Origin of the sequence: Streptomyces sp. NPDC048825, from assembly GCF_043198355.1 — a bacterium.
GTDB classification, from domain to species: domain Bacteria; phylum Actinomycetota; class Actinomycetes; order Streptomycetales; family Streptomycetaceae; genus Streptomyces; species Streptomyces xiangluensis.
In genome coordinates this window covers 452,744-476,117 of sequence record NZ_JBICUR010000005.1, presented here as the reverse complement: position 1 = coordinate 476,117, position 23,374 = coordinate 452,744, and the positions used below count along the sequence as shown (strand labels likewise).

21 protein-coding genes and 1 riboswitch are annotated in these 23,374 nt (G+C 70.4%); of the genes, 6 read left to right on the top strand and 15 right to left on the bottom strand.

Annotation, left to right across the window (positions count from 1 at the left end):
• Positions 1-12: 12 nt before the first annotated feature.
• The gene (locus ACGFNK_RS16135) at positions 13-759 is read left to right on the top strand and encodes a hypothetical protein (RefSeq protein ID WP_393416197.1); all 747 of its coding nucleotides are present in this window, start codon (positions 13-15) and stop codon (positions 757-759) included.
• Between the two features lie 62 nt (positions 760-821).
• On the opposite strand, the gene ACGFNK_RS16130 is transcribed toward ACGFNK_RS16135, so the two are convergent.
• Entirely contained in the window at positions 822-2,276 is a 1,455-nt protein-coding gene (locus ACGFNK_RS16130) for a glycine hydroxymethyltransferase (protein WP_393416195.1), read from the bottom strand.
• A gap of 32 nt (positions 2,277-2,308) precedes the next feature.
• Positions 2,309-2,397, bottom strand: a riboswitch (ZMP/ZTP riboswitch).
• Positions 2,398-2,476: 79 nt separating this feature from the next.
• On the opposite strand from ACGFNK_RS16130, the gene rocD reads away from it, so the two are divergent.
• A complete protein-coding gene (gene rocD, locus ACGFNK_RS16125; RefSeq protein WP_393416193.1) occupies positions 2,477-3,745 on the top strand; it encodes an ornithine--oxo-acid transaminase in 1,269 nt (422 codons plus the stop codon).
• A 24-nt stretch (positions 3,746-3,769) separates the two neighbouring features.
• On the opposite strand, the gene ACGFNK_RS16120 is transcribed toward rocD, so the two are convergent.
• The 3 genes from ACGFNK_RS16120 to ACGFNK_RS16110 form a co-directional block, all read right to left on the bottom strand.
• Positions 3,770-4,954 (bottom strand): glutathionylspermidine synthase family protein, encoded by a 1,185-nt coding sequence (locus ACGFNK_RS16120; RefSeq protein WP_393416191.1) that lies wholly within the window; start codon positions 4,952-4,954, stop codon positions 3,770-3,772.
• 32 nt (positions 4,955-4,986) lie between these two features.
• A complete protein-coding gene (locus ACGFNK_RS16115) occupies positions 4,987-5,352 on the bottom strand; it encodes a hypothetical protein (protein WP_393416189.1) in 366 nt (121 codons plus the stop codon).
• A 246-nt stretch (positions 5,353-5,598) separates the two neighbouring features.
• On the bottom strand, positions 5,599-7,002 hold the full coding sequence (locus tag ACGFNK_RS16110) for a PLP-dependent aminotransferase family protein (RefSeq protein ID WP_393416188.1): 1,404 nt from the start codon (positions 7,000-7,002) through the stop codon (positions 5,599-5,601).
• A gap of 47 nt (positions 7,003-7,049) precedes the next feature.
• Here ACGFNK_RS16110 and ACGFNK_RS16105 point away from each other — a divergent pair, with 47 nt between their 5' ends.
• The 3 genes from ACGFNK_RS16105 to ACGFNK_RS16095 are packed head-to-tail and all read left to right on the top strand — an operon-like array spanning position 7,050 to position 8,799.
• The gene (locus ACGFNK_RS16105; protein WP_393416186.1) at positions 7,050-7,568 is read left to right on the top strand and encodes a carboxymuconolactone decarboxylase family protein; all 519 of its coding nucleotides are present in this window, start codon (positions 7,050-7,052) and stop codon (positions 7,566-7,568) included.
• Positions 7,565-8,011 (top strand): carboxymuconolactone decarboxylase family protein, encoded by a 447-nt coding sequence (locus tag ACGFNK_RS16100; RefSeq protein ID WP_393416184.1) that lies wholly within the window; start codon positions 7,565-7,567, stop codon positions 8,009-8,011. Before ACGFNK_RS16105 ends, ACGFNK_RS16100 begins: the two co-directional genes overlap by 4 nt.
• The gene (locus ACGFNK_RS16095) at positions 8,005-8,799 is read left to right on the top strand and encodes an isocitrate lyase/phosphoenolpyruvate mutase family protein (RefSeq protein WP_393416182.1); all 795 of its coding nucleotides are present in this window, start codon (positions 8,005-8,007) and stop codon (positions 8,797-8,799) included. The genes ACGFNK_RS16100 and ACGFNK_RS16095 overlap by 7 nt, the downstream gene beginning before the upstream one ends.
• Positions 8,800-8,802: 3 nt before the next feature.
• Here the strand turns inward: ACGFNK_RS16095 and ACGFNK_RS16090 are convergent, their stop codons facing one another.
• From ACGFNK_RS16090 to ACGFNK_RS16065, 6 genes are all read right to left on the bottom strand, one after another.
• The gene (locus ACGFNK_RS16090; RefSeq protein WP_393416180.1) at positions 8,803-9,762 is read right to left on the bottom strand and encodes an ABC transporter substrate-binding protein; all 960 of its coding nucleotides are present in this window, start codon (positions 9,760-9,762) and stop codon (positions 8,803-8,805) included.
• 1 nt (position 9,763) lies between these two features.
• Positions 9,764-11,716 (bottom strand): ABC transporter permease, encoded by a 1,953-nt coding sequence (locus tag ACGFNK_RS16085; RefSeq protein WP_393416178.1) that lies wholly within the window; start codon positions 11,714-11,716, stop codon positions 9,764-9,766.
• Complete coding sequence (locus tag ACGFNK_RS16080; RefSeq protein WP_393416176.1) at positions 11,716-12,810, bottom strand: glycine betaine/L-proline ABC transporter ATP-binding protein; 1,095 nt, start codon at positions 12,808-12,810, stop codon at positions 11,716-11,718. Before ACGFNK_RS16080 ends, ACGFNK_RS16085 begins: the two co-directional genes overlap by 1 nt.
• Positions 12,810-14,351, bottom strand: a complete 1,542-nt coding sequence (locus tag ACGFNK_RS16075) for a GMC family oxidoreductase (RefSeq protein WP_393416174.1) — start codon at positions 14,349-14,351, stop codon at positions 12,810-12,812. The genes ACGFNK_RS16080 and ACGFNK_RS16075 overlap by 1 nt, the downstream gene beginning before the upstream one ends.
• Positions 14,352-14,486: 135 nt before the next feature.
• Positions 14,487-16,007, bottom strand: coding sequence for an aldehyde dehydrogenase family protein (locus ACGFNK_RS16070; RefSeq protein WP_393416172.1), 1,521 nt, complete (start codon positions 16,005-16,007; stop codon positions 14,487-14,489).
• Positions 16,008-16,192: 185 nt separating this feature from the next.
• Positions 16,193-17,296, bottom strand: a complete 1,104-nt coding sequence (locus ACGFNK_RS16065) for a DUF5954 family protein (protein WP_393416170.1) — start codon at positions 17,294-17,296, stop codon at positions 16,193-16,195.
• 102 nt (positions 17,297-17,398) lie between these two features.
• Here ACGFNK_RS16065 and ACGFNK_RS16060 point away from each other — a divergent pair, with 102 nt between their 5' ends.
• The gene (locus tag ACGFNK_RS16060) at positions 17,399-18,292 is read left to right on the top strand and encodes a GNAT family N-acetyltransferase (protein ID WP_393416168.1); all 894 of its coding nucleotides are present in this window, start codon (positions 17,399-17,401) and stop codon (positions 18,290-18,292) included.
• 34 nt (positions 18,293-18,326) lie between these two features.
• Here ACGFNK_RS16060 and ACGFNK_RS16055 read toward each other — a convergent pair whose 3' ends face one another.
• The 5 genes from ACGFNK_RS16055 to ACGFNK_RS16035 all read right to left on the bottom strand — a co-directional run bounded on the left by ACGFNK_RS16055 (position 18,327) and on the right by ACGFNK_RS16035 (position 23,041).
• Positions 18,327-18,662 carry a hypothetical protein gene (locus tag ACGFNK_RS16055; RefSeq protein WP_393416166.1) on the bottom strand — a complete coding sequence of 112 codons (336 nt, stop codon included), beginning with the start codon at positions 18,660-18,662 and terminating at the stop codon, positions 18,327-18,329.
• A gap of 103 nt (positions 18,663-18,765) precedes the next feature.
• The gene (locus ACGFNK_RS16050) at positions 18,766-19,569 is read right to left on the bottom strand and encodes a hypothetical protein (protein ID WP_393416164.1); all 804 of its coding nucleotides are present in this window, start codon (positions 19,567-19,569) and stop codon (positions 18,766-18,768) included.
• 49 nt (positions 19,570-19,618) lie between these two features.
• Entirely contained in the window at positions 19,619-20,008 is a 390-nt protein-coding gene (locus ACGFNK_RS16045) for a hypothetical protein (RefSeq protein ID WP_388678833.1), read from the bottom strand.
• Positions 20,005-21,768, bottom strand: coding sequence for a hypothetical protein (locus ACGFNK_RS16040; RefSeq protein ID WP_393416162.1), 1,764 nt, complete (start codon positions 21,766-21,768; stop codon positions 20,005-20,007). Before ACGFNK_RS16040 ends, ACGFNK_RS16045 begins: the two co-directional genes overlap by 4 nt.
• A 283-nt stretch (positions 21,769-22,051) precedes the next feature.
• The gene (locus ACGFNK_RS16035; RefSeq protein ID WP_386351265.1) at positions 22,052-23,041 is read right to left on the bottom strand and encodes a malate dehydrogenase; all 990 of its coding nucleotides are present in this window, start codon (positions 23,039-23,041) and stop codon (positions 22,052-22,054) included.
• Between the last annotated feature and the right edge of the window lie 333 nt (positions 23,042-23,374).

Genomic DNA, 23,374 nt, shown 5'->3' with positions numbered 1-23,374 from the left:
CCGATGCGTCCGATGCGCAGGGTTCGTGAACTGGCGGCGGCAGCCGGGGCGTTGACGGTGGCGCTCGCTCTGGTGCTGACAGTGGCGCCGACCGCGGTGGCGGGTGGGCCGACGAGTGTGCTGCTCGTATCGCCCGACAGCGGGGAGACGGCGTCGCTGTACAACAGCGACGAGAAATACACGCGCCTGCGCGACCTGTTTCCCCAGGAGGGCGGCGACCTCAAGAGGTTGCAGGAGAAGCCGCCGGACCGCGATTCCATAGGCCGTCGGATCAACATCACATGGATGATCCATGACGTCACTCCCTGGCGGGTGGACATGGTGCACCCTGACGTGACCGGCTCCCGGAGCGTGTGGATCCTCACGCAGCTCACATTGGGGCCTGAGGCGTCGCAGCCGCCGAAGGAGGTCTGGCACCGGGCGGAGAAGCCCGACGAGCTCCGGTCCTTGCTCACCGGTCTCGGCGTCATGAGCGAACGCCCAGAGGGCACGAACCCGGATTCGGGGCCGAAGGACGCGTCGGACGACATATCGGCAGCGGTGCCGCCCAACGCCGGGAAGACCCCTGCGACTAAGGCCACGGCCACCACAGGGTCAGATGACGGAACCGACTGGTGGTGGGCGATACCGGGGCTGGCAGCCGGAGCCGTTCTGGCGCTGCTGCTACGGCCGTTCGCGGCGCGGTTGCCGGGGGCACTGCCTCGGGGCCGGGAGCGAGGACGCGATGTCGGGCCTCGGCAGGAGCTGCGGGACGTCTGACCGGCGCAGCTTCAAGCCGAGGCCCAGGGTGAGAGGCAAACCCCTCAGCCGACCCCGCCGTCTCAGCCCAGGTCGATCTCCGGGTACAGCGGGAAGCCGGCCACGAGATCGGTGGCCCGGCGGGAGATCTCGTCCGCGACCTTCGGGTCGAGCACGTGCTGGGCCTTGGAGGGGGCGCCCTTGGCGGTCGTGCCGGGCTCCGTGGTCGTGAGGACCCGGTCGATCAGGCCGGCGACCTCGTCCATCTCGGCGGTTCCCAGGCCACGCGTGGTGAGGGCGGGGGTGCCGATGCGGATGCCGGAGGTGTACCACGCGCCATTGGGGTCGGCGGGGATGGAATTGCGGTTGGTGACGATGCCCGAGTCGAGCAGGGCGGACTCTGCCTGGCGGCCGGTGAGGCCGTAGGAGGTGGCGACATCGATCAGGTTGAGGTGGTTGTCGGTGCCGCCCGTGACGAGGGTGGCGCCCCGGCGCATCAGGCCCTCGGCAAGGGCGCGGGAGTTGTCGACGACGGCCTGGGCGTAGTCGCGGAACTCGGGGCGGCGGGCCTCGGCGAGCGCGACGGCCTTGGCGGCCATGACATGAGGAAGGGGGCCGCCGAGCACCATCGGGCAGCCGCGGTCGACCTGGTCCTTGAGCGAGTCGTCGCACAGGACCATGCCGCCGCGGGGGCCGCGCAGCGACTTGTGGGTGGTGGTCGTGACGATCTGGGCGTGCGGGACGGGGTCGAAGTCGCCCGTGAGGACCTTGCCGGCGACGAGGCCCGCGAAGTGCGCCATGTCGACCATCAGCGTCGCACCGACCTCATCGGCGATCTCACGCATGATGCGGAAGTTCACGAGACGGGGGTAGGCGGAGTAGCCGGCCACGATGATCAGGGGCTTGAAATCACGAGCGGAGGTGCGCAGGGCCTCGTAGTCGATGAGGCCGGTGGCGGGATCGGTGCCGTAGGAGCGCTGATCGAACATCTTGCCGGAGATGTTCGGGCGGAAGCCGTGGGTGAGGTGGCCGCCGGCGTCCAGGGACATACCGAGCATGCGCTGGTTGCCGAAGGCCTGGCGGAGCTCGGCCCAGTCGGCCTCGGAGAGGTCATTGACGTTGCGGACACCGGCCTTCGCGAGCGCCGGGGCTTCCACGCGGTCGGCGAGGACGGACCAGAAGGCGACGAGGTTGGCGTCGATGCCGGAGTGCGGCTGGGCGTAGGCGTGCGCGGCGCCGAAGAGTTCGCGGGCGTGCTCGGCGGCGAGGGCTTCGACGGTGTCGACGTTGCGGCAGCCGGCGTAGAAGCGGCGGCCGACGGTGCCCTCGGCGTACTTGTCGCTGAACCAGTTGCCCATGGCCAGCAGGGTGGCCGGGGAGGCGTAGTTCTCGGAGGCGATCAGCTTGAGCATCTCGCGCTGGTCGGCGACCTCCTGGCCGATGGCGTCGGCGATCCGGGGCTCGACGGCGCGGATCACTTCGAGGGCGCTGCGGAAGGCGGTGGACTCGGTGGAGAGGGGCGCAGAGTTGTCAGACATCAGGGACCTCCGGACGTGGCATTCAGCGTTCACGGTTCGGCCCAGGCGCACGGCACTTGTTCGTCACGGGCCGCTCCCCGATGGTCGGTCCCATCCCAGCGCGCCAGTCACGGCCCGCCGATCAGCCTACCGGGCCTCTCCGATCACAGATCACCGAGTCCACCATGCGAGCGACGTCGTGAGGGACGATACGAGCGACGATGGGATGGGACCACAGACCGCCCGGATCCCTGAGAAAGCGTGCCGTGAGGAGGGGAGATCCCGTGACCCGTACGGAGGCGCTGATCGCCTCGGCCGAAGGGCACAGCGCGCACAACTACCACCCGCTGCCGGTCGTCGTGGCCACGGCGGACGGGGCGTGGATGACGGATGTCGAGGGGCGCCGTTATCTCGACCTGCTGGCGGGATACTCCGCGCTCAATTTCGGGCACCGCAACAGACGGCTGATCGATGCGGCCAGAGCACAGCTGGAGCGGGTGACGTTGACGTCGCGGGCGTTTCATCATGACCGGTTCGCCGAGTTCTGCACGCGGCTGGCGGAGCTGTGCGGCATGGAGATGGTGCTTCCGATGAACACGGGCGCGGAGGCGGTGGAGTCGGCCGTGAAGACCGCGCGAAAGTGGGGGTACCGGGTCAAGGGCGTGCCCGACCAGATGGCGAAGATCGTCGTGGCGGGCGACAACTTCCACGGGCGTACGACGACGATCATCAGCTTCTCCACGGACGCGGAGGCGCGGGCAGACTTCGGTCCGTACACGCCGGGCTTCGAGATCGTGCCGTACGGCGATCTGACCGCGATGCGCGAGGCGGTCACGGAGAACACGGTCGCCGTGCTGTTGGAGCCGATCCAGGGCGAGGCGGGGGTGCTGGTGCCGCCGACCGGTTATCTCGCAGGCGTACGGGAGTTGACGCGGGAGCGGAATGTCCTGTTCATCGCGGATGAGATCCAGTCGGGACTGGGGCGGACGGGCAGGACCTTCGCGTGTGAGCACGAGGGTGTGGTGCCGGACATGTATGTGCTGGGCAAGGCGCTCGGTGGCGGGATCGTGCCGGTGTCGGCGGTGGTGTCGAGCGCCGAGGTGCTCGGGGTGTTCCGGCCAGGGGAGCACGGTTCGACGTTCGGCGGGAATCCGCTGGCCTGTGCGGTGGCGATCGAGGTCATCGCGATGCTGCGGTCCGGGGAGTTCCAGGTGCGGTCCGGGGAGCTGGGGGAGCATCTGCATCGTGAGCTGGCGGTGTTGCGCGATATGGGCGGGGTGACGCAGGTCCGGGGGCGCGGGCTGTGGGCGGGGATCGACATCGCGCCGGCGTACGGCACGGGCCGGGAGGTCTCCGAGAAGCTGATGGACCGGGGTGTGCTGGTCAAGGACACCCACGGTTCCACCATCCGGATCGCGCCGCCGCTGGTGATCAGCAAGGAGGACCTGGACTGGGGACTCGCCCAGCTCCGGGCGGTCCTGAGGGCGTAGCGCAACGAGTCGCGCGGGAGAGGGTCACAGAATCACATGCGGCAGAAAACGCGCGTACTCGTCCGTCACCAGCCCCGACGACTCGCGGATGCCGAGCCCCGCCGACGCGTGCTCGACGACCCACGCGCCGAGGACGACACGGTTGCCGTCGAAGGAGGGAAGGGGGGCCAATTCCTGGTAGCAGCAAGGCTCTTCACGGATCACGGGGGCATTTCCGGGTTCGTGGACCGTGACGCCGGCGCCCTCGCGGCCGAGGAGGGGCTTGGCGACGTAGCCAGCGGTGGTGGCGAGTTCGCGAGGCCCGTCGAGATGGGCGGGGAGGAGGTTCGGGTGGTGCGGGTAGAGCTCCCAGAGGATGGCGAGGAGTGCCTTGTTGGACAGGAGCATCTTCCAGGCAGGTTCGATCCACATCGTCGAGCCCGTGCCGCCGCCGTTGTCGAGGGTGTCAAGGACGTGCACGCCGAAGCGGTCGGTGGTCAGCCACTCCCAGGGGTAGAGCTTGAAGCAGCTGCGGATGAAACGGAGTTGCTTGTCGACGAAACGGCCGGAGAGGCGGTCCCAGCCGATCTCCTCCATGGCGATCCAGTCGGTCTCCAGGCCGGCCTGTTCCGCGGTCTCCTTCAGATACGCGACGGTCATCAGGTCCTCGCCGAGTTCGTCGGCGGCGGAGTGCGCGAAGTAGAGCGGGCTGCCTGGCGGAAGGAGGGCGGACTGTTTCTTCCAGGCGTCGACGAGGCGTTCGTGGAGGGAGTTCCACTGATCGGCGCCGGGGAAGCGTTCTTCCATCCAGAACCACTGGGGGCTGGCGGCCTCGACCAGCGAGGTCGGCGTATCGGCGTTGTACTCGAGGAGTTTCGCGGGGCCGGTGCCGTCGTAGCGGAGGTCGAACCGGCCATAGAGGGAGGGGAGTTCGGACCGCCGTTGCCAGGCCTCGGCGACCAATTCGGCCACCCGGGGATCGGTGATGCCGAGGTCGCCGAAGCGGTCTCGCTCGACGATGTGCGCGGCGGCGGCCAGGCACATGCGATGGAGTTCCTCGACGACCTCCTCCAGGGCCTCGACCTCGGGGAGCGAGAAGACGTAGTACGCGCTCTCGTCCCAGTACGGGCGCAGGGTGTCGTCGGGGTAGCGGGTGAGGGGATAGATCAGCCCCTGCTCCTCGACCGTCTGCTGCCAGCCGGGGCGGGGCGTGAGGGTGCGGCGTTCCATAGCGGTTGTCCTTGGCCTCGGGTCCTGGCAGCTCAGCCGCCGGAGCTGCCGCCGTCGCCGCTGCCGAAGCCGCCGCGGTCCACGCCACCACTGCTCGAACCGCCCGAACCGTCGGAGGACTTGGTGAAGGAACCACCGTCCACCCAGCCCTTCTTCTCCTCGCCGCCGTAATACCAGGCGTCGTCGGAGGAGATCCTGCGGCTCTTGCGGCTGCCGGAGCCGGTCGACTTGCAGTTCTTGTCGGAGACGGCCTTGTAGCCCTTGGCCGCGTTGTAGCTGTCGCGGTCGACACAGCGCTTGTCGGGGGCCGAGGAGCATGCGGTGAGCGCCGCCGCCAGTAGTCCCATGCCGCCGAGTACGACCGTCCCCGAACGCAGTTGCTGTCGTGAGCCCGCCATGTCGCTCCCCCGTGACCGATCACCATCGACTTCTCGGACATCAGCTTATAGATCATGGGTCCCGGCCGCCGCACTCGGGGCCTAGGTCCTGTCTCTCCGATCTTCGCGGATCAGCGCGCGGCATCTGGTGCGGTGCATCGGCGTGCGGCCGCATCGCCCTCGTACTGGACGTACTTGGGTGATGCGGCCGTGCGGCGAGTGGCCGTGCCAGGCGTCGTGCGCCCGCGAAGATCGGGGAGACAGGGCCTAGGGGAGAACCCTGCACAGGGCGTCCAGCGTGCCCGACCACGCGTGGTCCGGAGGTGTGCCGTAGCCCACGACAAGGGCGTCGTACGGTTCAGCCGCAGCGGCAGCGTCCTCGTGGCGGTAGCGGTTCAGGCCGTGGAGCAACAGGCCCTGCCAGGCCGCCGCCCGGATCACCGACTGCTCGGTGCCGGGCGGGAGTTGGAGGACTGCGTGGAGGCCGGCGGCGATACCGGTGGCCCGCACCGACGGAGCATGGGCCGCGAGCGCCTCTACGAGTTGGTCGCGGCGACGGCGATAGCGCAGACGGGACGCTCGGACGTGACGGTCGTACGCGCCCGAGGTGATGAACTCCGCCAGGGTCAGCTGGTCCAGGACCCCGCACGACCAGTCCGTGCCGCCCTTCGCCGACACGACCTCCGACGCCAGCGACGGCGGCAGGACCAGCCAGCCGAGCCGCAGCCCCGGTGCCAGGGACTTGCTCGCGGTGCCCACGTACACGACGCGGTCCGGGTCGAGGCCCTGGAGCACGCCCACCGGCTGCCTGTCGTAACGGAACTCCCCGTCGTAGTCGTCCTCCAGGATCAGCCCGCCGGTCCGCCGCGCCCAGTCCACGACGGCGGCCCGCCGGTCGGGCCGCAGCGGCACGCCCATCGGGAACTGGTGCGAGGGGGTGAGCAGGACCGCCCCCGCCCCCGTTCCCGCCAAGCCGCCGGTACACGTCCCCAGTTCATCGAACGGCAGCGGCACCGTCCGCAGCCCCGCCGCCTCCGCCACTCCCCAGTGCACGTCGAGCCCGTACGACTCCACGGCGAGCGAGCGCAGCCCTCGTTGCCGCAGTACAGCGGCGAGCAGCCGCAAGCCGTGTACGAAGCCGGAGCAGATGACGATGCGCTCGGGGTCGGTACGTACGCCGCGGGCGCGGGCAAGGTAGGCGGCGAGGGCGGTGCGGAGTTCGACGCGGCCCCGTGGGTCGCCGTAGCCGAGGGCGTCGTGAGGTGCTGCGGACAGCGCGCGGCGGGCCGACTTGAGCCACTCGGCGCGAGGGAAGGAGGCGAGGTCGGGGTTGCCGGGTTCGAGGCTGTGCGTGGGACCGCGGGGCGAGCGAGGCCGGGGCGCCGTTGCCGAGTCCGGCGCCGCCACGGCCCGTTCCGCGACCCGCGTGCCCGAACCCTGGCGCGCGGTGAGCCAGCCCTCGGCGACGAGATCGGCGTACGCGTCGGCGACGGTGTTGCGCGCGATACCGAGGTCGGCGGCGAGCGACCGCGACGACGGCAGCCGCGTCCCCGCTGCGAGCCGCCCGCTGCGCACCGCCTCGCGCAAGGCGTCCGTGAGTCCTCGGCGCAGACGGGAGCCGCCCAGCTCGAGATGCAGATCAACACCCAAAGTGGCCCAGGATTCTTGCATGGAAATGGACCATACTCCTGGGCTACTCGAACCGTAGGGTCACAGTCATGACGACGAACGAGACAACCTTCAACACGACCACCACCACCTCGTACGTCCCCGAACACACCCCCCGGCTCGCGTGGGCCAAACTCGCGCCCGACGTCTACAAGGCCATGATCAGGCTCGACACGGCGGCCCGGCAGGGCGTCGACCCCGTGCTCCTGGAGCTGGTGAAGATCCGCGCGTCGCAGATCAACCACTGCGCCTTGTGCGTCGACATGCACTCCAAGGACGCGCTCGCGGCCGGCGAGAGTGTCGAGCGCATCATCCAGCTCAGCGCGTGGGAGGAGTCTCAGCACTTCTACACGGCGAAGGAAGTCGCGGCGCTTGCGCTGACCGAGGCGGTCACGGTCCTCACGGACGGCTTCGTGCCGGACGAGGTGTACGACGCCGCCGCCAAGCAGTTCGACGAGGCCGAGCTGGCGCAGCTGATCGCCGCGATCACGGTGATCAACGCGTGGAACCGGTTCGGCGTGACCTGCCGTATGGTCGCGGGGCACTACCAGGCGGGCGAGCACAAGTGACGACTCGCACGCAGGTCCTCGATCCCGAGGTCGGCAAGGCCATGTCCGCGCTGAGCGCCGCCGCGAAGAAGGGCCTGGGCGACTCCGGGCTCGCCGAGCTGGTGCAGATCCGCGCCTCACAGCTCAACCACTGCGCGTTCTGCCTCGACATGCACCTCGAACTGGCCCGCAAGCACGGCGTGAGCGAGAAACAGCTCGACCTTCTGAACGCCTGGGAGGAGGCGGAGGACCTCTACAGCGAGCGCGAGCGGGCCGCGCTCGCGCTGACCGAGGCGGTCACGGTCCTCACGGAAGGCTTCGTGCCGGACGACGTGTACGAGCGGGCGGCGCGGCACTTCGACGACGCCCGACTCGCGCATCTCATCGGTCTGATCACCGTTATCAACGGGTGGAACCGGCTGATGGTCAGCCGACGCATCCCGCCAGGGGGCCCCGCATGGTGAGCAAGGTCGAGACGTTCCGCGCGCTGCATCAGGGCCGCGCACCGGACGATCCCCTGGTCCTGCCCGGGCCATGGGACGCGGCCAGCGCGCGGGTCTTCGAGGACGCCGGGTTCCCGGCGCTCGCGACACCCAGCGCCGGGGTCGCCGCCTCGCTCGGGTACGAGGACGGGGCGACGCCCGCCGACGAGATGTTCGCGGCGGTCGCCCGCATCGTGCGGGCCGTGGACGTGCCCGTGTCGGCGGACGTCGAGGGTGGATACGGGCTCGCGCCCAAGGAGTTGGTGGACCGGATCCTTGAGACGGGTGCCGTCGGCTGCAACCTCGAGGACTCGCACGAGGGCGTCCTCAAGGACCCGGCGCGGCACGCCGACTGGCTGGCCCGGGTACGGGCCGTCGCGGGCGACCGGCTCTTCGTGAACGCGCGCGTCGACACGTTCTCGAGCGGGGTCGCCGATCCCGAACGGGCCATCGAGCGAGCCGCGTTGTACGTGGCGGCGGGCGCCGACTGCGTCTACCCGATCGGCGCCCCCGCGGGCGTACTCCCGCTGCTGCGGGCGGGGATCCAGGGCCCGATCAACGCGTCCGCTCCGCTGGACGGTCCCGCACCGGCGGAGCTCGGCCGACTCGGGGCCACCCGGATCACGTTCGGACCCGGGCTGCAGCGGCGGACAGCCGAGGCGCTGGCCGGCATCGCCCGAGCCCTGCGCGAGGACTGGCTCGGCCAGGCGCGCGCGGCGGCGCAGCACCTGGCCGACGAGGACCTCTCGGCGGAGCCGAACGCCTCGTGAGCCTCACTTGGGCAGCCACGACCGCCAAGTCGACTCGTGGCGGCCCACCCACTTCTTGGCCGCCTCCTCAGGAGTCAGCTTCTCCTCGGCGATCATCAGGGAGACCTCGTTCTGGTCCTCCGTCGTCCACTTGAACTTCTTCAGGAAGGCCGCCGCCTTGCCGCCGCCACGGGCGAAGTCCGCGTTGAGGTACTTCTGCAGCGGGGTGTGCGGGTAGGCGCAGGCGACCTTCTTCGGGTCGGCGTCGCAGCCCTCCTTGTACGCGGGCAGCTTCACCTCGGTCATCGGGACCTTCTCGAAGAGCCACTGCGGGGTGTACCAGTACGTCAGGAAGGGCTTCTTCTCCTTGGCGAACTGCCTGATCTGCGTGATCTGGGCCGCCTCCGAACCGGCGAAGACCACCTGGTAGTCCAGGTCCAGGTTCTGCACCAGCGCCTTGTCGTTCGTCACGTACGAGGGCGAACCGTCCAGCAGCTGCCCCTTGCTCCCGCTCTCCGCGGTGCGCAGCTGGTCGGCGTACTTGTTGAGGTTCTTCCAGTTCGTGACGTCGGGGTGCTGCTTGGCGAAGTACGTCGGGACGAACCAGCCGATGTGCCCGGTGACCCCGAGGTCACCGCCGCGCGCGATCGTCTTCTTGTCCTTGACGTACCGCTGCTCCTCCTCGGGATGCCCCCAGTCCTCCAGGATGGCGTCGATCCGCCCCTGGCTGAGCGCGTCCCAAGCGGGGACCTCGTCGACCTGCACGGTGTCGACGCGATAGCCGAGCTCGTGCTCCAGCAGGTACTGCGCGACCGCCACGTTGGCCTGCGCGCCCACCCAGGACTGCACGGACAGGGTGACCGTCTTCGCGCCCTCGACAGCAGCGAAGGGCGAGGCCTGCTTGGTCATGTCGGCGGCTCCGCAGCCGGTCAGCACCAGCAGGGCGGACACACCGGCAACGGCCGAGAGCATCCTCGTACGCATCTCAGGCCCCCTTCCTCGTACGGCGTTCCGTCGGCTGGGTCACCCGGTCGAGCATCAGGCCGAGGCAGACGATCGCCGCACCGGCCACCAGCCCGGTCGCCAGGTCGCCCTGTGCGAGCCCGAACACGACGTCGTAGCCGAGCGCGCCACCGCCGACCAGGCCGCCGATGATGACGACGGCGAGGACCAGGACGACGCCCTGGTTGACGGCGAGGAGCAGTGCCGGGCGGGCCAACGGCAGCTGCACTTGGCGCAGTTGCTGCCAGCTCGTCGCGCCCAGCGAGCGTGATGACTCCATCGCGGCCGGGTTCACCTGGCGCAGGCCCTGCGTGGTGATGCGGACGACGGCGGGCAGGGCGTAGACGACCGCAGCGGCCACGGCGGGTGCGCGGCCCACTCCGAAGAGGGCCACCACCGGGATCAGATACACAAACTGCGGCATGGTCTGGAACACGTCCAGTACGGGGCGCAGCAGCCGTTCGACGCGCTCGCTGCGCGCGGCCGCGATGCCGATCGCGAAGCCCACGACCAGCGTCACCGCCACGGCCGCGAGCACCTGCGAGAGCGTGTCGAGCGACTGGTTCCACACGCCGAGCACACCGATCGCGGCCATCGCGAGGACGGCGGTGAGAGCCGTCTGCCACGTGCCGATGAGCCATGCGAGCGTGGCGACGATCAGCAGGACCGACCACCAGGGCAGCCCCTGCAGGCCGTCCCGCACCGGGTTCAGGACCGAGGTGGTGAAGTGCCCCGCCCAGTCGGCGGTGCCGCCCACGTAGGGGACGCCGGAATAGAGGTGGTCGGTCATCCAGTCGACGGCTCGGTTGACCGGCTCGGCGATGTTCACGATCCAGGTCTCGGGCCAGTCGAGGCGGTCCGTGAAGCGTCCGGCGAGGGCCACGGCCACGGCACCGGCAGCCGCGGAAAACCACAGCTTCGGACCGGACTCGGAGGGCTGGGCGTCCCCGGCTTGTTCCCCGGCCGCTGCCGTCACGCGGTCCAGGACGACCGCGAGCAGCACGATGGGGATGCCGGCGGCGAGCGCGGCGCCGACGTCGACCGAGCCGAGCGCCTGGTAGACGCGGTCACCGAGGCCGGCCGCGCCGATGACGGACGCGATGACTGCCATCGACAGGGCCATCATGATCGTCTGGTTGAGGCCGAGGAGAAGTTCCTTGCGGGCGAGCGGCAGACGGGCGGTCAGCAGTCGCTGCCGCGCGGTGGTACCCATGGATTCGACGGCCTCCATCACGCCGGCGTCGGCGCCGCGCAGGCCGAGCGCGGTGAGCCGGGCCATGGGCGGGGCCGCGTACACGACGGTGGCGAGGACCGCGGCCGGGACGCCCATGCCGAAGACGAGGACGACCGGCAGGAGGTACGCGTAGGCCGGGAACACCTGCATGGTGTCGAGTACGGGGCGCAGCGCGCGGTACGTGCGGTCGGAGAGCCCGGCCGCGAGGCCGAGCAGCACGCCGAGCACGACGGACGCGAGGACCGCGACCACCATGAGCGCGAGCGTCTGCATGGTGGGGACCCACATGCCGAGCAGCCCGCAGGCCAGGAAGGCGACACCCGTGCCGACCGCCAGCCGCACCCCGGCCACGCGCCATGCGATGAGCGCCGCCGCGGCCGTGACGCCCGCCCAGCCCGCGGCGAGCAGGACGAGGTAGACGCCGCGGACGGAGATGACGACCGCGTTGGAGATGTGCCCGAAGAAGTAGAGGAACAGCGGGTGGCTGTCGCGGTTGTCGATGACCCAGTCGCTCGCCTTGCCCAGCTGTTCGGAGAAGTCGACGGTCAGGGCGTCGGGCCAGGCGCCGCTCGCCCAGCGGGCGTCGGCGAGCGGCACGAGGACCGCCGCCACGAGGGCCAGCAGGAGCAGCTTGCCGACGACACGGTTCCTCAGGAGCCCGGTGACACCGGCCTGGGGGACGGGTGCGGTGGCGGTGGCCATCAGACCGCCTCCTTGGAGCCCGTCTCTGCCGCGGCCGTGGACTGCGTCCCGGCCACGACCCCGAGCAGCCGCTCGTGGTCGACCACGCCGACGCAGCGGCCGTCGTCCATGACTCGCGCGGGGAAACCGCTGCGGGCGACGGCCTCGATGGCCTCGGACACGGTCGCCTCCGGCACGAGAGCCGGACCCTGCCCGGCCTCGTCGACGCCGGCGGGCCGCATGGCCGTACGGACCGTCATCACCTGCTCGCGCGGCACGTCCCGGACGAATTCGCGTACGTAGTCGTCGGCGGGCGAGCCGACGATCTCCTCCGGCGTGCCGAGCTGGACGATGCGGCCGTCGCGCATCAGGGCGATGCGGTCGCCCAGGCGCAGGGCCTCGTTCAGGTCGTGGGTGATGAAGACCATCGTGCGGCCCTCCTCACGGTGCAGCCGGATGACCTCCTCCTGCATATCGCGCCGGATCAGCGGGTCGAGCGCGCTGAACGGCTCGTCGAACAGCAGCACTTCGGGGTCCACGGCGAGCGCCCGCGCAAGCCCGACCCGCTGCTGCTGGCCGCCCGACAACTGCCCCGGCCGCCGCTGCTCCATGCCCTCGAGGCCGACCTTGGCGACGACTTCCTGCGCCTTCTTCCGGCGCTCGCCCTTCCCGATGCCCTGGATCTCCAGGCCGTACGCGACGTTGTCGAGCACGGAGCGGTGCGGCAGCAGCCCGAAGTGCTGGAAGACCATCGAGGCGCGGTGGCGGCGCAGTTCGCGCAGGCGCGTCCTGTCCATGGCGCGGACGTCCTCGCCGTCGATCGCGAGCGTCCCGGCGGTCGGCTCGATGAGGCGCGTGAGGCAGCGTACGAGCGTGGACTTGCCCGAGCCGGACAGGCCCATCACGACGAAGACCTCGCCCTTGCCGACCTCGAAGCTCACATCGCGGACGGCGGCGGTACAGCCGGTACGGGCGCGCAGCTCGGCGGCGTTCAGCGCGCCGAGTTCCGGGTCGCCGGGTATGCGCTCGGCCTTCGGCCCGAAGACCTTCCACAGGCCCTCGACGGAGAAGACGGGTTCGACGGTGGTGGCCTTGCCGGCAGTCGACGTGGTCATCACTCGCCACCCCCGACCAGGTCGGCACACTTCTCCCCGACCATGAGCACCCCGATCATCGGGTTCACCGCGGGCATCGTCGGGAAGACGGAGGCGTCGGCGATCCGAATGCCGTCCAGACCGCGGATTCTCAACTGTGGGTCGACGACGGCGAGTTGGTCATCGAGGGCGCCCATCCGGCAGGTGCCCGCCGGGTGGTACACCGTGTGGGCCACCGACCGCGCGTACACGCTGAGCTCCTCGTCTCCCGTGACGTCGGGACCGGGAGCCACCTCGCGCTTCAGCCAGCCCGCCAGCGGCTCGGACTTGGCGATCTCGCGGGCGATCCTGATCCCGTCGACGAGGGTGCGGCCGTCGTAGTCGTCCTCGTCCGTGAAGTAACGGAAGTCGAGGGCGGGCTTCTCGGCCGGGTCGGCACTGGTCAGGTAAAGCCTGCCGCGGCTGCGCGGCTTGGGGATGTTCGGAGTCATGGAGACGCCGTGGGCAGGCCGTTCGTACCCCAGCCGTTCCGGGTTGTCCGTGAACGGAATCTGGTAGAAGTGGAACATCAGGTCGGGGCCCGGCTGTTCGGGATCCCGTCGCACGAACAGGCCCGCGTCGGAGTCCATCGCGGAGTTCTCGGGAATCGGTCCGTTCGTCTCCCAGACGATCACCGACTCCGGGTGGTCGAGCAGGTTCTCGCCGACGCCGGACAGGTCATGCACGACGGGAATGCCGAGCGCCTCCAGGTCGCGGGCGGGCCCGATGCCGGAGTGCAGGAGCAGCCGGGGCGAGTCCACGGCACCCGCGCACAGCAGGACTTCGCTCTTCGCGCGTACGAGGATCTCCTCGCCGTCCTTGGTCCGTACGTGCACGCCGCGCGCCCGCGTCCCGTCGAGCTCCAGCTTGTACGCCCAGGTCTCCAGCAGGATCGTCAGGTTCGGGCGGTCCAGAAAGGGGTGGAGGTAGGCGACCGACGCGCTCGAGCGCTTGTTGTTCTCCGGGTGGTACGCGAGGTCGAAGAAGCCGACGCCCTCGCTGAACGGCTTCTTGTTGAAGCCCTCGACGCGCGGCACGCCCAGCGTGGCCTGGGCGGCGTCGACGAAGTCGCGGGCGATGGCGTTCCGGTCCTCCTCGTCGACGGCGACGATGTTGTTGCGCAGCCGGGCGTAGTACGCCTCCATCGGCACCGCGCCCCAGCCCTTGGCACCGGCCGCCTCCCACTCGTCCCAGTCGGACGGCAGCGGCTTGAACGCGATCAGCGTGTTGTGCGAGGAGCAGCCGCCGAGCACCCGGGCGCGGCTGTGCCGGATGAACGAGTTGCCGCGCGGCTGCCGGGTCGTCGGGTAGTCGTAGTCCAGTTCCCCGCCGAGCAGCCCCATCCAGCGGCGCAGGGTGAGGACGTCGTCGCGGCCGACGTCGCTGGGGCCGCCCTCGATGACGGCGACGGTGACGTCCGGGTCCTCGGTCAGCCGGGAGGCGATGACGGAGCCGGCGGTACCGCCGCCGATGACGACGTAGTCGTACGTGTGCTCGTGGACGGGCGTGGCTTGTTCAGGCATGGGGGATTACTCCTCGGGGTCGTACAAGGTGCTGCGCTCAGGCGCGGGGACGAGGGCAGGACGGGAGCCGGGACATGGGCCTGTCCCAGTGGCTCGCGAACGGGGGCGGCCGCCGGGGACCCGGGAGCCCGGGCGTCAGCCCGCGAACCACCGCACCGGCTGCGGTGCGAGGTTCTGGTACACGTGCTTGGTCTCGCGGTACTCGGCGAGACCGGCGGGCCCGAGCTCCCGCCCGACGCCGCTCTTGCCGAAGCCGCCCCACTCCGCCTGCGGGAGGTAGGGGTGGAAGTCGTTGATCCAGACGGTGCCGTGCCGCAGCCGTCCGGCGACGCGCCGGGCGCGGCCCGCATCGGCGGTCCAGACGCCTCCCGCGAGCCCGTACTCGGTGTCGTTGGCGAGCGCGACGGCCTCGTCCTCCGTACGGAACGTCTCGACGGTCAGTACGGGCCCGAAGACCTCCTCGCGTACCACCTTCATCTCGCGGTGGCACTGGTCGAGGACGGTGGGCTCGTAGAAGTACCCGGTGGCGGGCCGCCCTGCCGACGGTTCGGGCCGCTTGCCGCCGGCCCGCAGCACAGCGCCCTCGGTCAGGGCGGAGGCGACGTACGCCTCGGTCTTCTCCCGCTGCTGCTCGGACACCAGCGGCCCGCACTCGACGCCCTCCTCGGTGCCGCGGCCGAGCCGGATCCTGCCGGCCCGGCGGGCGAGTTCGGCGACGAAGCGTTCGCGTACGGACTCCTCGATGATGAGGCGTCCGCCGGCGGAGCAGACCTGGCCGCTGTGGATGAACGCGGCGTTCAGGGCCTGGTCGACGGCGGTGTCGAAGCCTTCCTCAGTGGCGCAGGCGTCGGCGAAGACGACGTTGGGGTTCTTGCCGCCGAGTTCGAGGGCGACCTTCTTCACGGTGACGGCGGCGGCCTGCGCGACCTTGATCCCGCTGAGGAGACCTCCGGTGAAGGAGACGAGGTCGACAGCTGGGTGCTCGGCGAGGCGGGCGCCCACGGTGTGCCCGGGGCCGGTGACGATGTTCGCGACCCCCTCGGGCAGCCCGGCCTCTTCGAGCAGTTCCACGAGGGCGATCGTGGTCAGCGGCGTGATCTCGCTGGGCTTGATGACGAAGGTGTTCCCGGCGGCGAGCGCGGGCGCGACCTTCCAACTCGCCTGAAGCAGCGGATAGTTCCAGGGCGTGATCATGGAGCACACGCCGATGGGTTCGTGCACGACGACGCTGTGGATGTCGTCGGAACCGGCGTCGACGACCCGGCCGCCGCCCTCACCCACGACGAGATCGGCGAAGTACCGGAAGGCGTCGGCGACACAGTCGATGTCGACGCGCCCCTCCTCGAGCGTCTTGCCCGCGTCCCGGCTCTCCAGCAGCCCGAGCCGCTCCCGGTCGCGCACGAGGAAATCGGCGACGCGACGAAGCAGGGCGGCGCGTTCGACGACAGAGGTGCGGGGCCATGGCCCTTCGTCGAACGCGCGGCGCGCGGCGTCGATGGCCGCGTCCGCATCCCGTCCGTCACCCTCCGCAACCACGGCGAACGGCTTGGCGTCCGCCGGGTCGAGCACCTCGCGGGTGTCCCCGGAGACGGCTTCTCGCCACTCCCCAGCCACGTGAATCGTGTGCTGCGCCTGTCGTTCCGCTGGTCCCGCCATGATCGGTGCGCCTTTCGTTCCTGTTCCACGCTCCTGTGGCACGCCTGTGCCGCTGCCAGGGAGCTGGATGCCCCTGCCCCGGCCTGGGCGATACATGCACAATCCGTGGCCGAAAGTGCGCTGAGTCACTGCGCAGGGGGGAGGGCCTTGGGGTTGCAGGCTCCCAGCCCCCACCCGAACACTGGTCAGACCCCCTTGCGCTTCTTCTGCGCCGCCCGCCGCCGCTCCTCCTCCGCCTCCCACAGACGCTTCAGCTCCTGCGTGCGTTCATCGAGCTCGATGGACTCGTCCTCCTCCTTCCAGAGCCCCTGCTCCTTGAGCCGGCGGACATGGACCTCGACCGGAGGCTCGGGGTCGAAGTCCGAAGGCCGGGGGGCCTCGGGGCCGTCGGGCCCGAGGCGGACCAGACGTTCGACGCGGGTGACGCGAAAGCGGCGGCCCGCGACACTCGCCACGTTGCTGCGTCTCTCGTCGAGGCGGTCGGCGGCACGGGCGTACTCCTCACGGGCGGCGTCGTTGAGGCGGAGTTCGAAAGGGCCCATGACGCGCAGATACGACGCCAGGACGTCACGCGCGGCCTGCGGCGAGGGGTGGGACGCCCCAGGGTTGTGCGGCTTCCAGCTGCCGTCCACACGCTCGGAGATCATGAACACGGCGGGGAGGAGGACGCCGCCCGGATGAGTCGCCAGAGCCCGGCGCGCGTCGTCGGCGACGTCCGCCGGCGCGCCCGGCACGACGCCGACGAACCGCACCAGGTCCAGCTTGAGGATGCCGTCGGCCAGCCCCGTACCGGTGTACGGGTCGATCACCTGGCCCCGGGGACGTACATGATCGGCGTCGAGAGGATCGGGGTCGGAAGGGCGGGGCGGTTCGGGGCCGTTGCCGCCCATCCGGATGAACCGCGAGGCGCGCACGACCCTGAACCGGCCGCCCAGCACGGTCACCTCGTCGACGACCTCGCGGTCCATACGTCTGGCCGCAGACATCCACTTGCCCTGTGCGCTCTCGTCCCCGGCGGCATCCTCGGCATCCTTGGCGCTGCGCCGGAAGTGCGAACCCAGCATGTCCCGCGCACCCTGCGGCGTATCGCTGCTGTAGTCGGACAGCTGCCAGCCGCCCTCTTCGCGCTCCCGGGCATGGAAGAACTCGGGAATCCCCACCCCCAGCAGCTGCGGGTACCGCTCCCGTGCCTGCCATGCCTCCTGCTCGGCGAAGGCTGCGATCGGTCCCTCCTGCGGGGTCACCCGGAACGTCAGATAGCCGGGCGCGTCGTCTGCGTAACCGCTCATGTACGGACTGTGTCCGGTCGAGCCGTACCCCTGCCACCTACTTCGGACAATTCACGGGCTCCCCTTACCTCTCCCGGCACCTTTGACTAAAGTCAAAGAAATATGGAGCCAGTGTCCACAGAGCATGTGACCGCCCTGCGCCGCTTCAACCGCTACTTCACCCGGCGTATCGGCGCACTCGACGACCACTACCTGGGCCAGGACCGGCCACTCGGCGAGGCCCGGCTGCTGTACGAGATCGGGGACGGGGCCTCGCTGCGCGAGCTGCGCAGTCGACTCGGCCTGGACGCCGGGTACTTGAGCCGAATGACGAAGACCCTGGAGGCGCAGGGCCTGGTGCGGATCACCGTGCATCCGCAGGACACCCGGCTGCGGCTCGCGGAGCTGACCCCGGCCGGACGGGTCGAGGTGAAGGAGCAGAACCGGCGGGCCAATCACCTCGCCGGAGGCCTGCTCAACGGGCTGACGCCGGACCAGCGTGAGCAGTTGACCGAGTCCCTCGACACCGCCCAGCGGCTGCTCAGGCTCGCCGCGATCACGGTCGAGCTCGTCGACGGAGCAGCCCCGGACGCCCGCGCCTGCCTCTACGCCTACGCCGCCGACATCGACGCCCGCTTCCCCGAGGGCTACGACCGGGCGGCCCTCGTCCAGCCGCACGAGGCGTCGGGGGACACGGGCGCCTTCCTCGTCGCGTACGAGGAAGGCCGGCCCGTGGGATGCGCGGCCCTGCGGCGGCTCGAACCGGGCGTCGGCGAGATCCGGCACGTATGGGTGCACCCGGACGCCCGCCGCCTCGGCCTCGCCCGCCGGCTGCTCGCCGAGCTGGAGCGGCAGGCCGTGGAGCGCGGCTACGGAGTCGTACGTCTCGACACGCACGCCTCGCTCAGCGAGGCACAGGCGATGTACCGGGCGTGCGGGTACACCGAGATCCCCCGCTACAACGACGACGTGTACGGGGCGTACTGGTTCGAGAAGTCCCTGAAGAAAAGCCGTTGAAGCAGCCGCCCCTTCCTCCCCGAAGCAGCCACCCCTAACCCGCTGAGCGGGCCGCCTCCGCCTCCTTCGCCAACTGCACGGCCTGGAGGAGCGAGAGCCCGGGCGCAGCCTCGCGCAGGGCCTTGATCACATGCACGGAGTCGTACGAGCCGTCGATCCCGGCCGCCGCCGCTCGCTCCCGTACCCACCGGGTCCGCAGCTCGGCGTCGGAGGCAGCCGCCGCCTCCTCGACGATCGCGGCAGCCCGCTCCAGGCCCGGCCGCTCCTCGGGCGAGGCCTCCTCGAGCGCCCAGCGCACTTGCGCGGCAATGACGTCGGCGTCCCGCAGGACGAGGACGTGCAGGTCTGGCTGATTGGAGTGTCCGAACATGGAGCCCATAGTCGATGTGAGACACCAGGCCGATCAAGGTGGTTGAGCAGCTTCTGAGCCGGCGCGGCGCTCGAGGACGCGGCCGCCGGTCCGCGCACGGGCGTCATTCCGTGACCGGTTCCGGGCACACCGTGGCCGGTGGGCAGAACCAGGCCAACGCCGTTTCCAGGACGTTCCGTTCGTCGTCGAAGCCGTCCGACTCCGGGCCGTAGGAGGTGATCGCGTACAGCTTGCCGTCCACGGATTCGAAGCGGTGGTCGACGACGTGCCAGGTGCCGATCTCCTCCTCGCCCTTGAGGGAGTCGGCGAGGTATTCGAGGCGGGCGGCGGGGAGTCCGCTGTCCTCGGGATTCTCCAGGGAGAGCTGTTCGAAGCCGTCGGGCTTGGGGGTGTCGGCGGACACGAACTCCTGGAGCGATTCCTCCGGGCTGGCTTCCAGCACCTCGTAGATCTGAAGGCGGCGCGAACCGTCCGCACTGCGGTAGTTGACGACGTCGAAGCCGTGGATGGAGTCGACCGTCTGCCGGTTCTCGACCCAGTCCTCCTGGACGGCCACGCGAAAGCCCTCCTCGTCCTGCACGGACTCGAATCCGAGAGGCAGTGTGGCCGACGGGCTCGGGGACGCCGGGTCCTCGGTGCCCGTACCCCCGCCCGGGTCGCCGTTCGTTTCCCCGCTCTGTCCGGGCGCCGGGGTCTCGCGGACCGTGAAGTACCCCCGCGGTCCCGGCTCGTCCTTCCAGCCCAGCGCCCACGTGCCGAAGGCCACTCCGCAGACCGCGAGGACCACGACGGCGCCGCGCAGCGCCTGGCGCTGGCGTACTCCGTCGCGCCGTTGGTCCACGACGATCTGCTGTTCCTCTTCGGGCCCCGCCCAGTCCTGGCGGTCGGCGTCGAAGACCCTCACCATCGTTGGACCCTCACCATCGTTGTCCCTGCGCCATCGTTGTCCCTCCGGCTCAGCCGAGCAGCTGGGTGATGGCCTGGGTGACGGCGGTCACGGACGCGGCGGTCGCCGCGGCGGGACCGTAGGCCGCGAGACGGTCACGGAGCCGGGTGAGCGGTCCTGGCGCGCTGCGCCCGGTGCGGGCGATCTCGCCCTCCACTTCGGCCAGTTCGGCGCCGAGGGCCTCACTCTCGGCCGTACGTTCCTGCTGTCCGAGTTCGGTGCGCAGCGCCCGTACAGCGGTGAGCAGTTCCCCGTACCCCGGCTCGGCAGATACAGCCGTGTAGTTGACGGACTCGGCCTTGCCGTGGTCGCCGAAGGCCTGGGAGCCACCGCTGATCGAACCGATGTGGATCTGCGGCCCGCCGCCCGTCCCCCCGCTCGCTCCCCCGTCGGTGCTCATACCGTGCTCCTCTCCGTGTGCGTGGCCTGGCCGTGCGAACCCGTGGCGAGGGCGCCGCCGGACATCTCGTTGATGTAGAGCCCGCTGTTGTGGATGTTGGTGATGTTCTGCTCCAGGCGGTCGGTGCGGTAGCCGTGGGCCTGCAGGGCGTCCCGTACCCCTTCGCCGATCCGGTCCTGGAGGGTCCTGATGTAGCGGGCGACGTCCATCTCCTGGAAGAGGGACAGCTCGTCGGTGCAGGCCAGCTCGCGCAGCGAGACCAAGGGGGCGTCGGGCGCGGCCTGTTCGGGACGGGCCGACGACTGCCGCAGTGCGGAGCTCAGGGTGCGCAGGGCCGCGATCCCCGTCGCCAGGCCGACCGAGGGTGCGTCGATGAGGGCGCGGACGGCGTCCCGCAGCGGACCTTCCGGCGGGCGCCCGACGATGGCGTCGATCTGCCGGAACTCCGGCACGATCGGCCCCAGCACATGCGGCACCACCTCCAGCACGAGCATGCCGCCCTGGGTGTGCACCCGGACCAGCAGCGAGACGACGACCTGCTCGTTCCAGGCCCCCACCCTGATCCGCAGGAAGTGCCGCCGGGCCTCCCCGCCCTCCCCCACGGACTCGGCCAAGTGCCGGTTGACCTGCGCGGACTCGTACACGCTCGCGGTACGGGTGTCGTCCGGGCCGATGACGAGCGGCTCGTCGCGGCCCACACCGGACGGAAGGTAGACGAACTCCTCGATCTCCAGCTCCCGCAGCCGGTCCCGGCTCCCGTCCCCGGCCGGCGTCTTCAGCGCCCGCAGCCGGGGGGTGATCATGTCGATGATCTCGCGCGCGGTGAGCTGCGCGGCATCCGACCGGGGTGCCGGTACGCCGTTGCCGCTCTCCCCCGCCTCCCTGCGCCGCAGTTCCAGTACGACCGACCAGGGCTTACGGGTCACTCCGGCGCCGACGAAGGGCCGGTTGACGTCGTAGAGGGTGAGCGAGGCGTCCTGCTCCCGGCGGATGCGCTCGGCGAGGGCCTCGTAGCGGCCGGGCAGGCCGGGGTCGGGTGTCTCGGCGAACGTCTGCCGGGCCAGCGCCATACGCAGCGTCTGCTTACGCAGCCACTGGTGGCGCCAGACGACGAGGCCGAGCAGCAGCGGGAAGATCACGGGGTACCAGTTGTCCTCGATCCCGACCCAGGCCCGTACCCAGTACCCGAGGCAGATCAGCCAGGCGCTCATGGTCACCAGCAGGCCGAGGCGCGGCCGCACCCACGCCAGCGCGGGCGGCAGCTTCAGCCGCTGCACCACGGCGGTGTCCGTGCCCCGGCCGGAGAGAACCCGGGCGAACCACAGCAGCAGGACGACCAGGGCGTACGAAGTCGTCCAGGTGCCCGGTACCACCCCGTCGAACAGGCCGGGCGCCCCGGACTCGTCCCCGGCCTCCGAATCGAAGACATACCGGACGTAGTCGAGGAAGGACAGCCCGGTGTCGCCGCCGGCGCGGTCCTCCACGGTGTCCCTGATCATCACGACATCACTGACCAGGAAGCCGACCCACACCGCGAGGAGCAGCAGGGCCGTACGCACCTCTTCGCGTCGGGCGCGCAGTGCGTGTGCGAGGACGGGCAGGACGTCCGCGCCGAGCGTCGGCGCCACCGGGCGCTCCGCGTGTCCGACGAGTTCGTCGATGACGCGCCTGCGGAACCCCGCGTCCAGATGGGCACCCGCGCACAACAGCCTGGTGGCCTCTGTGTGGCCCCAGCGCCGCCTCGACGGTTCGCTTCCCATGCTCCCGACACTCCCGATTGCCGCAGGCGCATACCGACTGCGGGCGAATTCCATTGGTGGACAAGGGAGTTGACGTTAGCGGAGCAACCACGGTGACGGGAGGGGCGAACGGAAATCCCGCTCGAACAGGTGAATCTTCCCGGACCCGTGCATGAGCGCTGCCGTACGCGGAGAAAGGACGAGCCCGCACGGCCGGGTGTGGCCGTACGGGCTCGCGGAATGCCGGGGGTCGGCTCGGCCGAACGCCGAGGATCGTCTCGGATCAGCCGCTCAGGTCAGGCCGTTAGATGAGGCCGAGACCGCGGACTGCCTCCCGCTCCTCCTCCAGCTCCTTCACCGACGCGTCGATGCGGGTGCGGGAGAAGTCGTTGATGTCGAGGCCCTGGACGATCTCGTACCGGCCGTCCTTCGCGGTGACCGGGAAGGAGGAGATCAGGCCCTCCGCGACGCCGTACGAGCCGTCGGACGGGATGCCCATCGACGTCCAGTCGCCCTCGGCCGTGCCGTTGACCCAGGTGTGGACGTGGTCGATGGCGGCGTTCGCAGCGGAGGCCGCCGAGGAGGCGCCGCGGGCCTCGATGATGGCCGCGCCACGCTTGGCGACGGTCGGGATGAAGTCCTCGGCCAGCCACTTCTCGTCGTTGACGGTCTCGGCGGCGTTCTTGCCGGCGACCGTGGCGTGGAAGATGTCGGGGTACTGGGTGGCCGAGTGGTTGCCCCAGATCGTCAGGCGCTTGATGTCGGCGACCGAGGCGCCCGTCTTCTTCGCGAGCTGGCTCAGCGCACGGTTGTGGTCCAGACGGGTCATCGCCGTGAAGCGCTCGGCCGGTACGTCCGGGGCGGCGGCCTGGGCGATGAGCGCGTTGGTGTTGGCCGGGTTGCCGACGACGAGGACCTTGATGTCGTCCGCGGCGTGGTCGTTGATGGCCTTGCCCTGCGGCTTGAAGATGCCGCCGTTGGCCTCGAGCAGGTCGCCGCGCTCCATGCCCTTCGTACGGGGGCGGGCGCCGACCAGGAGGGCCACGTTCGTGCCGTCGAAGGCGACGTTCGGGTCGTCCGAGATGTCGATGCCCTGGAGGAGCGGGAAGGCGCAGTCGTCGAGCTCCATCGCCGTGCCCTCGGCTGCCTTCAGCGCGGGGGTGATCTCCAGGAGGCGCAGCTTGACCGGCACGTCCGCGCCGAGCAGCTGGCCGGAGGCGATGCGGAAGAGCAGGGCGTAACCGATCTGGCCGGCCGCGCCGGTGACGGTGACGTTCACGGGAGTGCGGGTCATGGCGTTCTCCGTATGACAGCTGGCGGTGGGGCGTCCTTGCCCCGGGGTGCGGACCTACAGATGATCGATCTCTTGGCGTCAAGAGAGATCCAGCGATCAGGCTATCGCGCATCCAGGATCCCGGACGTCCGGGTCCGTGTGGCCCACCCCACAGCCCCACGAAGCGGCGGCCGCCGGTCCGGGAGAGGGGGTGACGACGGCCGCCGGGTGGGGGTGCCGGGGCCGGGAGGTGGGTGCCACCTCCCGGCCGGGACCGGATTCCCGTGGGGGTTGGAGTTCGCCTGCCCCGGAGTTGGCGGGTCATTCCTGTTGTGCGAGGTTGCCTCCGGGGCG

Coding starts and splice junctions, on each gene's coding strand:
- ACGFNK_RS16135 (WP_393416197.1), top strand. CDS start 13: ATGCGCAGGGTTCGTGAACTGGCGGCGGCAGCCGGGGCGTTGACGGTG.
- ACGFNK_RS16130 (WP_393416195.1), bottom strand. CDS start 2,276: ATGTCTGACAACTCTGCGCCCCTCTCCACCGAGTCCACCGCCTTCCGC.
- rocD (WP_393416193.1), top strand. CDS start 2,477: ATGGGATGGGACCACAGACCGCCCGGATCCCTGAGAAAGCGTGCCGTG.
- ACGFNK_RS16120 (WP_393416191.1), bottom strand. CDS start 4,954: ATGGAACGCCGCACCCTCACGCCCCGCCCCGGCTGGCAGCAGACGGTC.
- ACGFNK_RS16115 (WP_393416189.1), bottom strand. CDS start 5,352: ATGGCGGGCTCACGACAGCAACTGCGTTCGGGGACGGTCGTACTCGGC.
- ACGFNK_RS16110 (WP_393416188.1), bottom strand. CDS start 7,002: ATGCAAGAATCCTGGGCCACTTTGGGTGTTGATCTGCATCTCGAGCTG.
- ACGFNK_RS16105 (WP_393416186.1), top strand. CDS start 7,050: ATGACGACGAACGAGACAACCTTCAACACGACCACCACCACCTCGTAC.
- ACGFNK_RS16095 (WP_393416182.1), top strand. CDS start 8,005: ATGGTGAGCAAGGTCGAGACGTTCCGCGCGCTGCATCAGGGCCGCGCA.
- ACGFNK_RS16090 (WP_393416180.1), bottom strand. CDS start 9,762: ATGCGTACGAGGATGCTCTCGGCCGTTGCCGGTGTGTCCGCCCTGCTG.
- ACGFNK_RS16085 (WP_393416178.1), bottom strand. CDS start 11,716: ATGGCCACCGCCACCGCACCCGTCCCCCAGGCCGGTGTCACCGGGCTC.
- ACGFNK_RS16080 (WP_393416176.1), bottom strand. CDS start 12,810: ATGACCACGTCGACTGCCGGCAAGGCCACCACCGTCGAACCCGTCTTC.
- ACGFNK_RS16075 (WP_393416174.1), bottom strand. CDS start 14,351: ATGCCTGAACAAGCCACGCCCGTCCACGAGCACACGTACGACTACGTC.
- ACGFNK_RS16070 (WP_393416172.1), bottom strand. CDS start 16,007: ATGGCGGGACCAGCGGAACGACAGGCGCAGCACACGATTCACGTGGCT.
- ACGFNK_RS16065 (WP_393416170.1), bottom strand. CDS start 17,296: ATGAGCGGTTACGCAGACGACGCGCCCGGCTATCTGACGTTCCGGGTG.
- ACGFNK_RS16060 (WP_393416168.1), top strand. CDS start 17,399: ATGGAGCCAGTGTCCACAGAGCATGTGACCGCCCTGCGCCGCTTCAAC.
- ACGFNK_RS16055 (WP_393416166.1), bottom strand. CDS start 18,662: ATGTTCGGACACTCCAATCAGCCAGACCTGCACGTCCTCGTCCTGCGG.
- ACGFNK_RS16050 (WP_393416164.1), bottom strand. CDS start 19,569: ATGGTGAGGGTCTTCGACGCCGACCGCCAGGACTGGGCGGGGCCCGAA.
- ACGFNK_RS16045 (WP_388678833.1), bottom strand. CDS start 20,008: ATGAGCACCGACGGGGGAGCGAGCGGGGGGACGGGCGGCGGGCCGCAG.
- ACGFNK_RS16040 (WP_393416162.1), bottom strand. CDS start 21,768: ATGGGAAGCGAACCGTCGAGGCGGCGCTGGGGCCACACAGAGGCCACC.
- ACGFNK_RS16035 (WP_386351265.1), bottom strand. CDS start 23,041: ATGACCCGCACTCCCGTGAACGTCACCGTCACCGGCGCGGCCGGCCAG.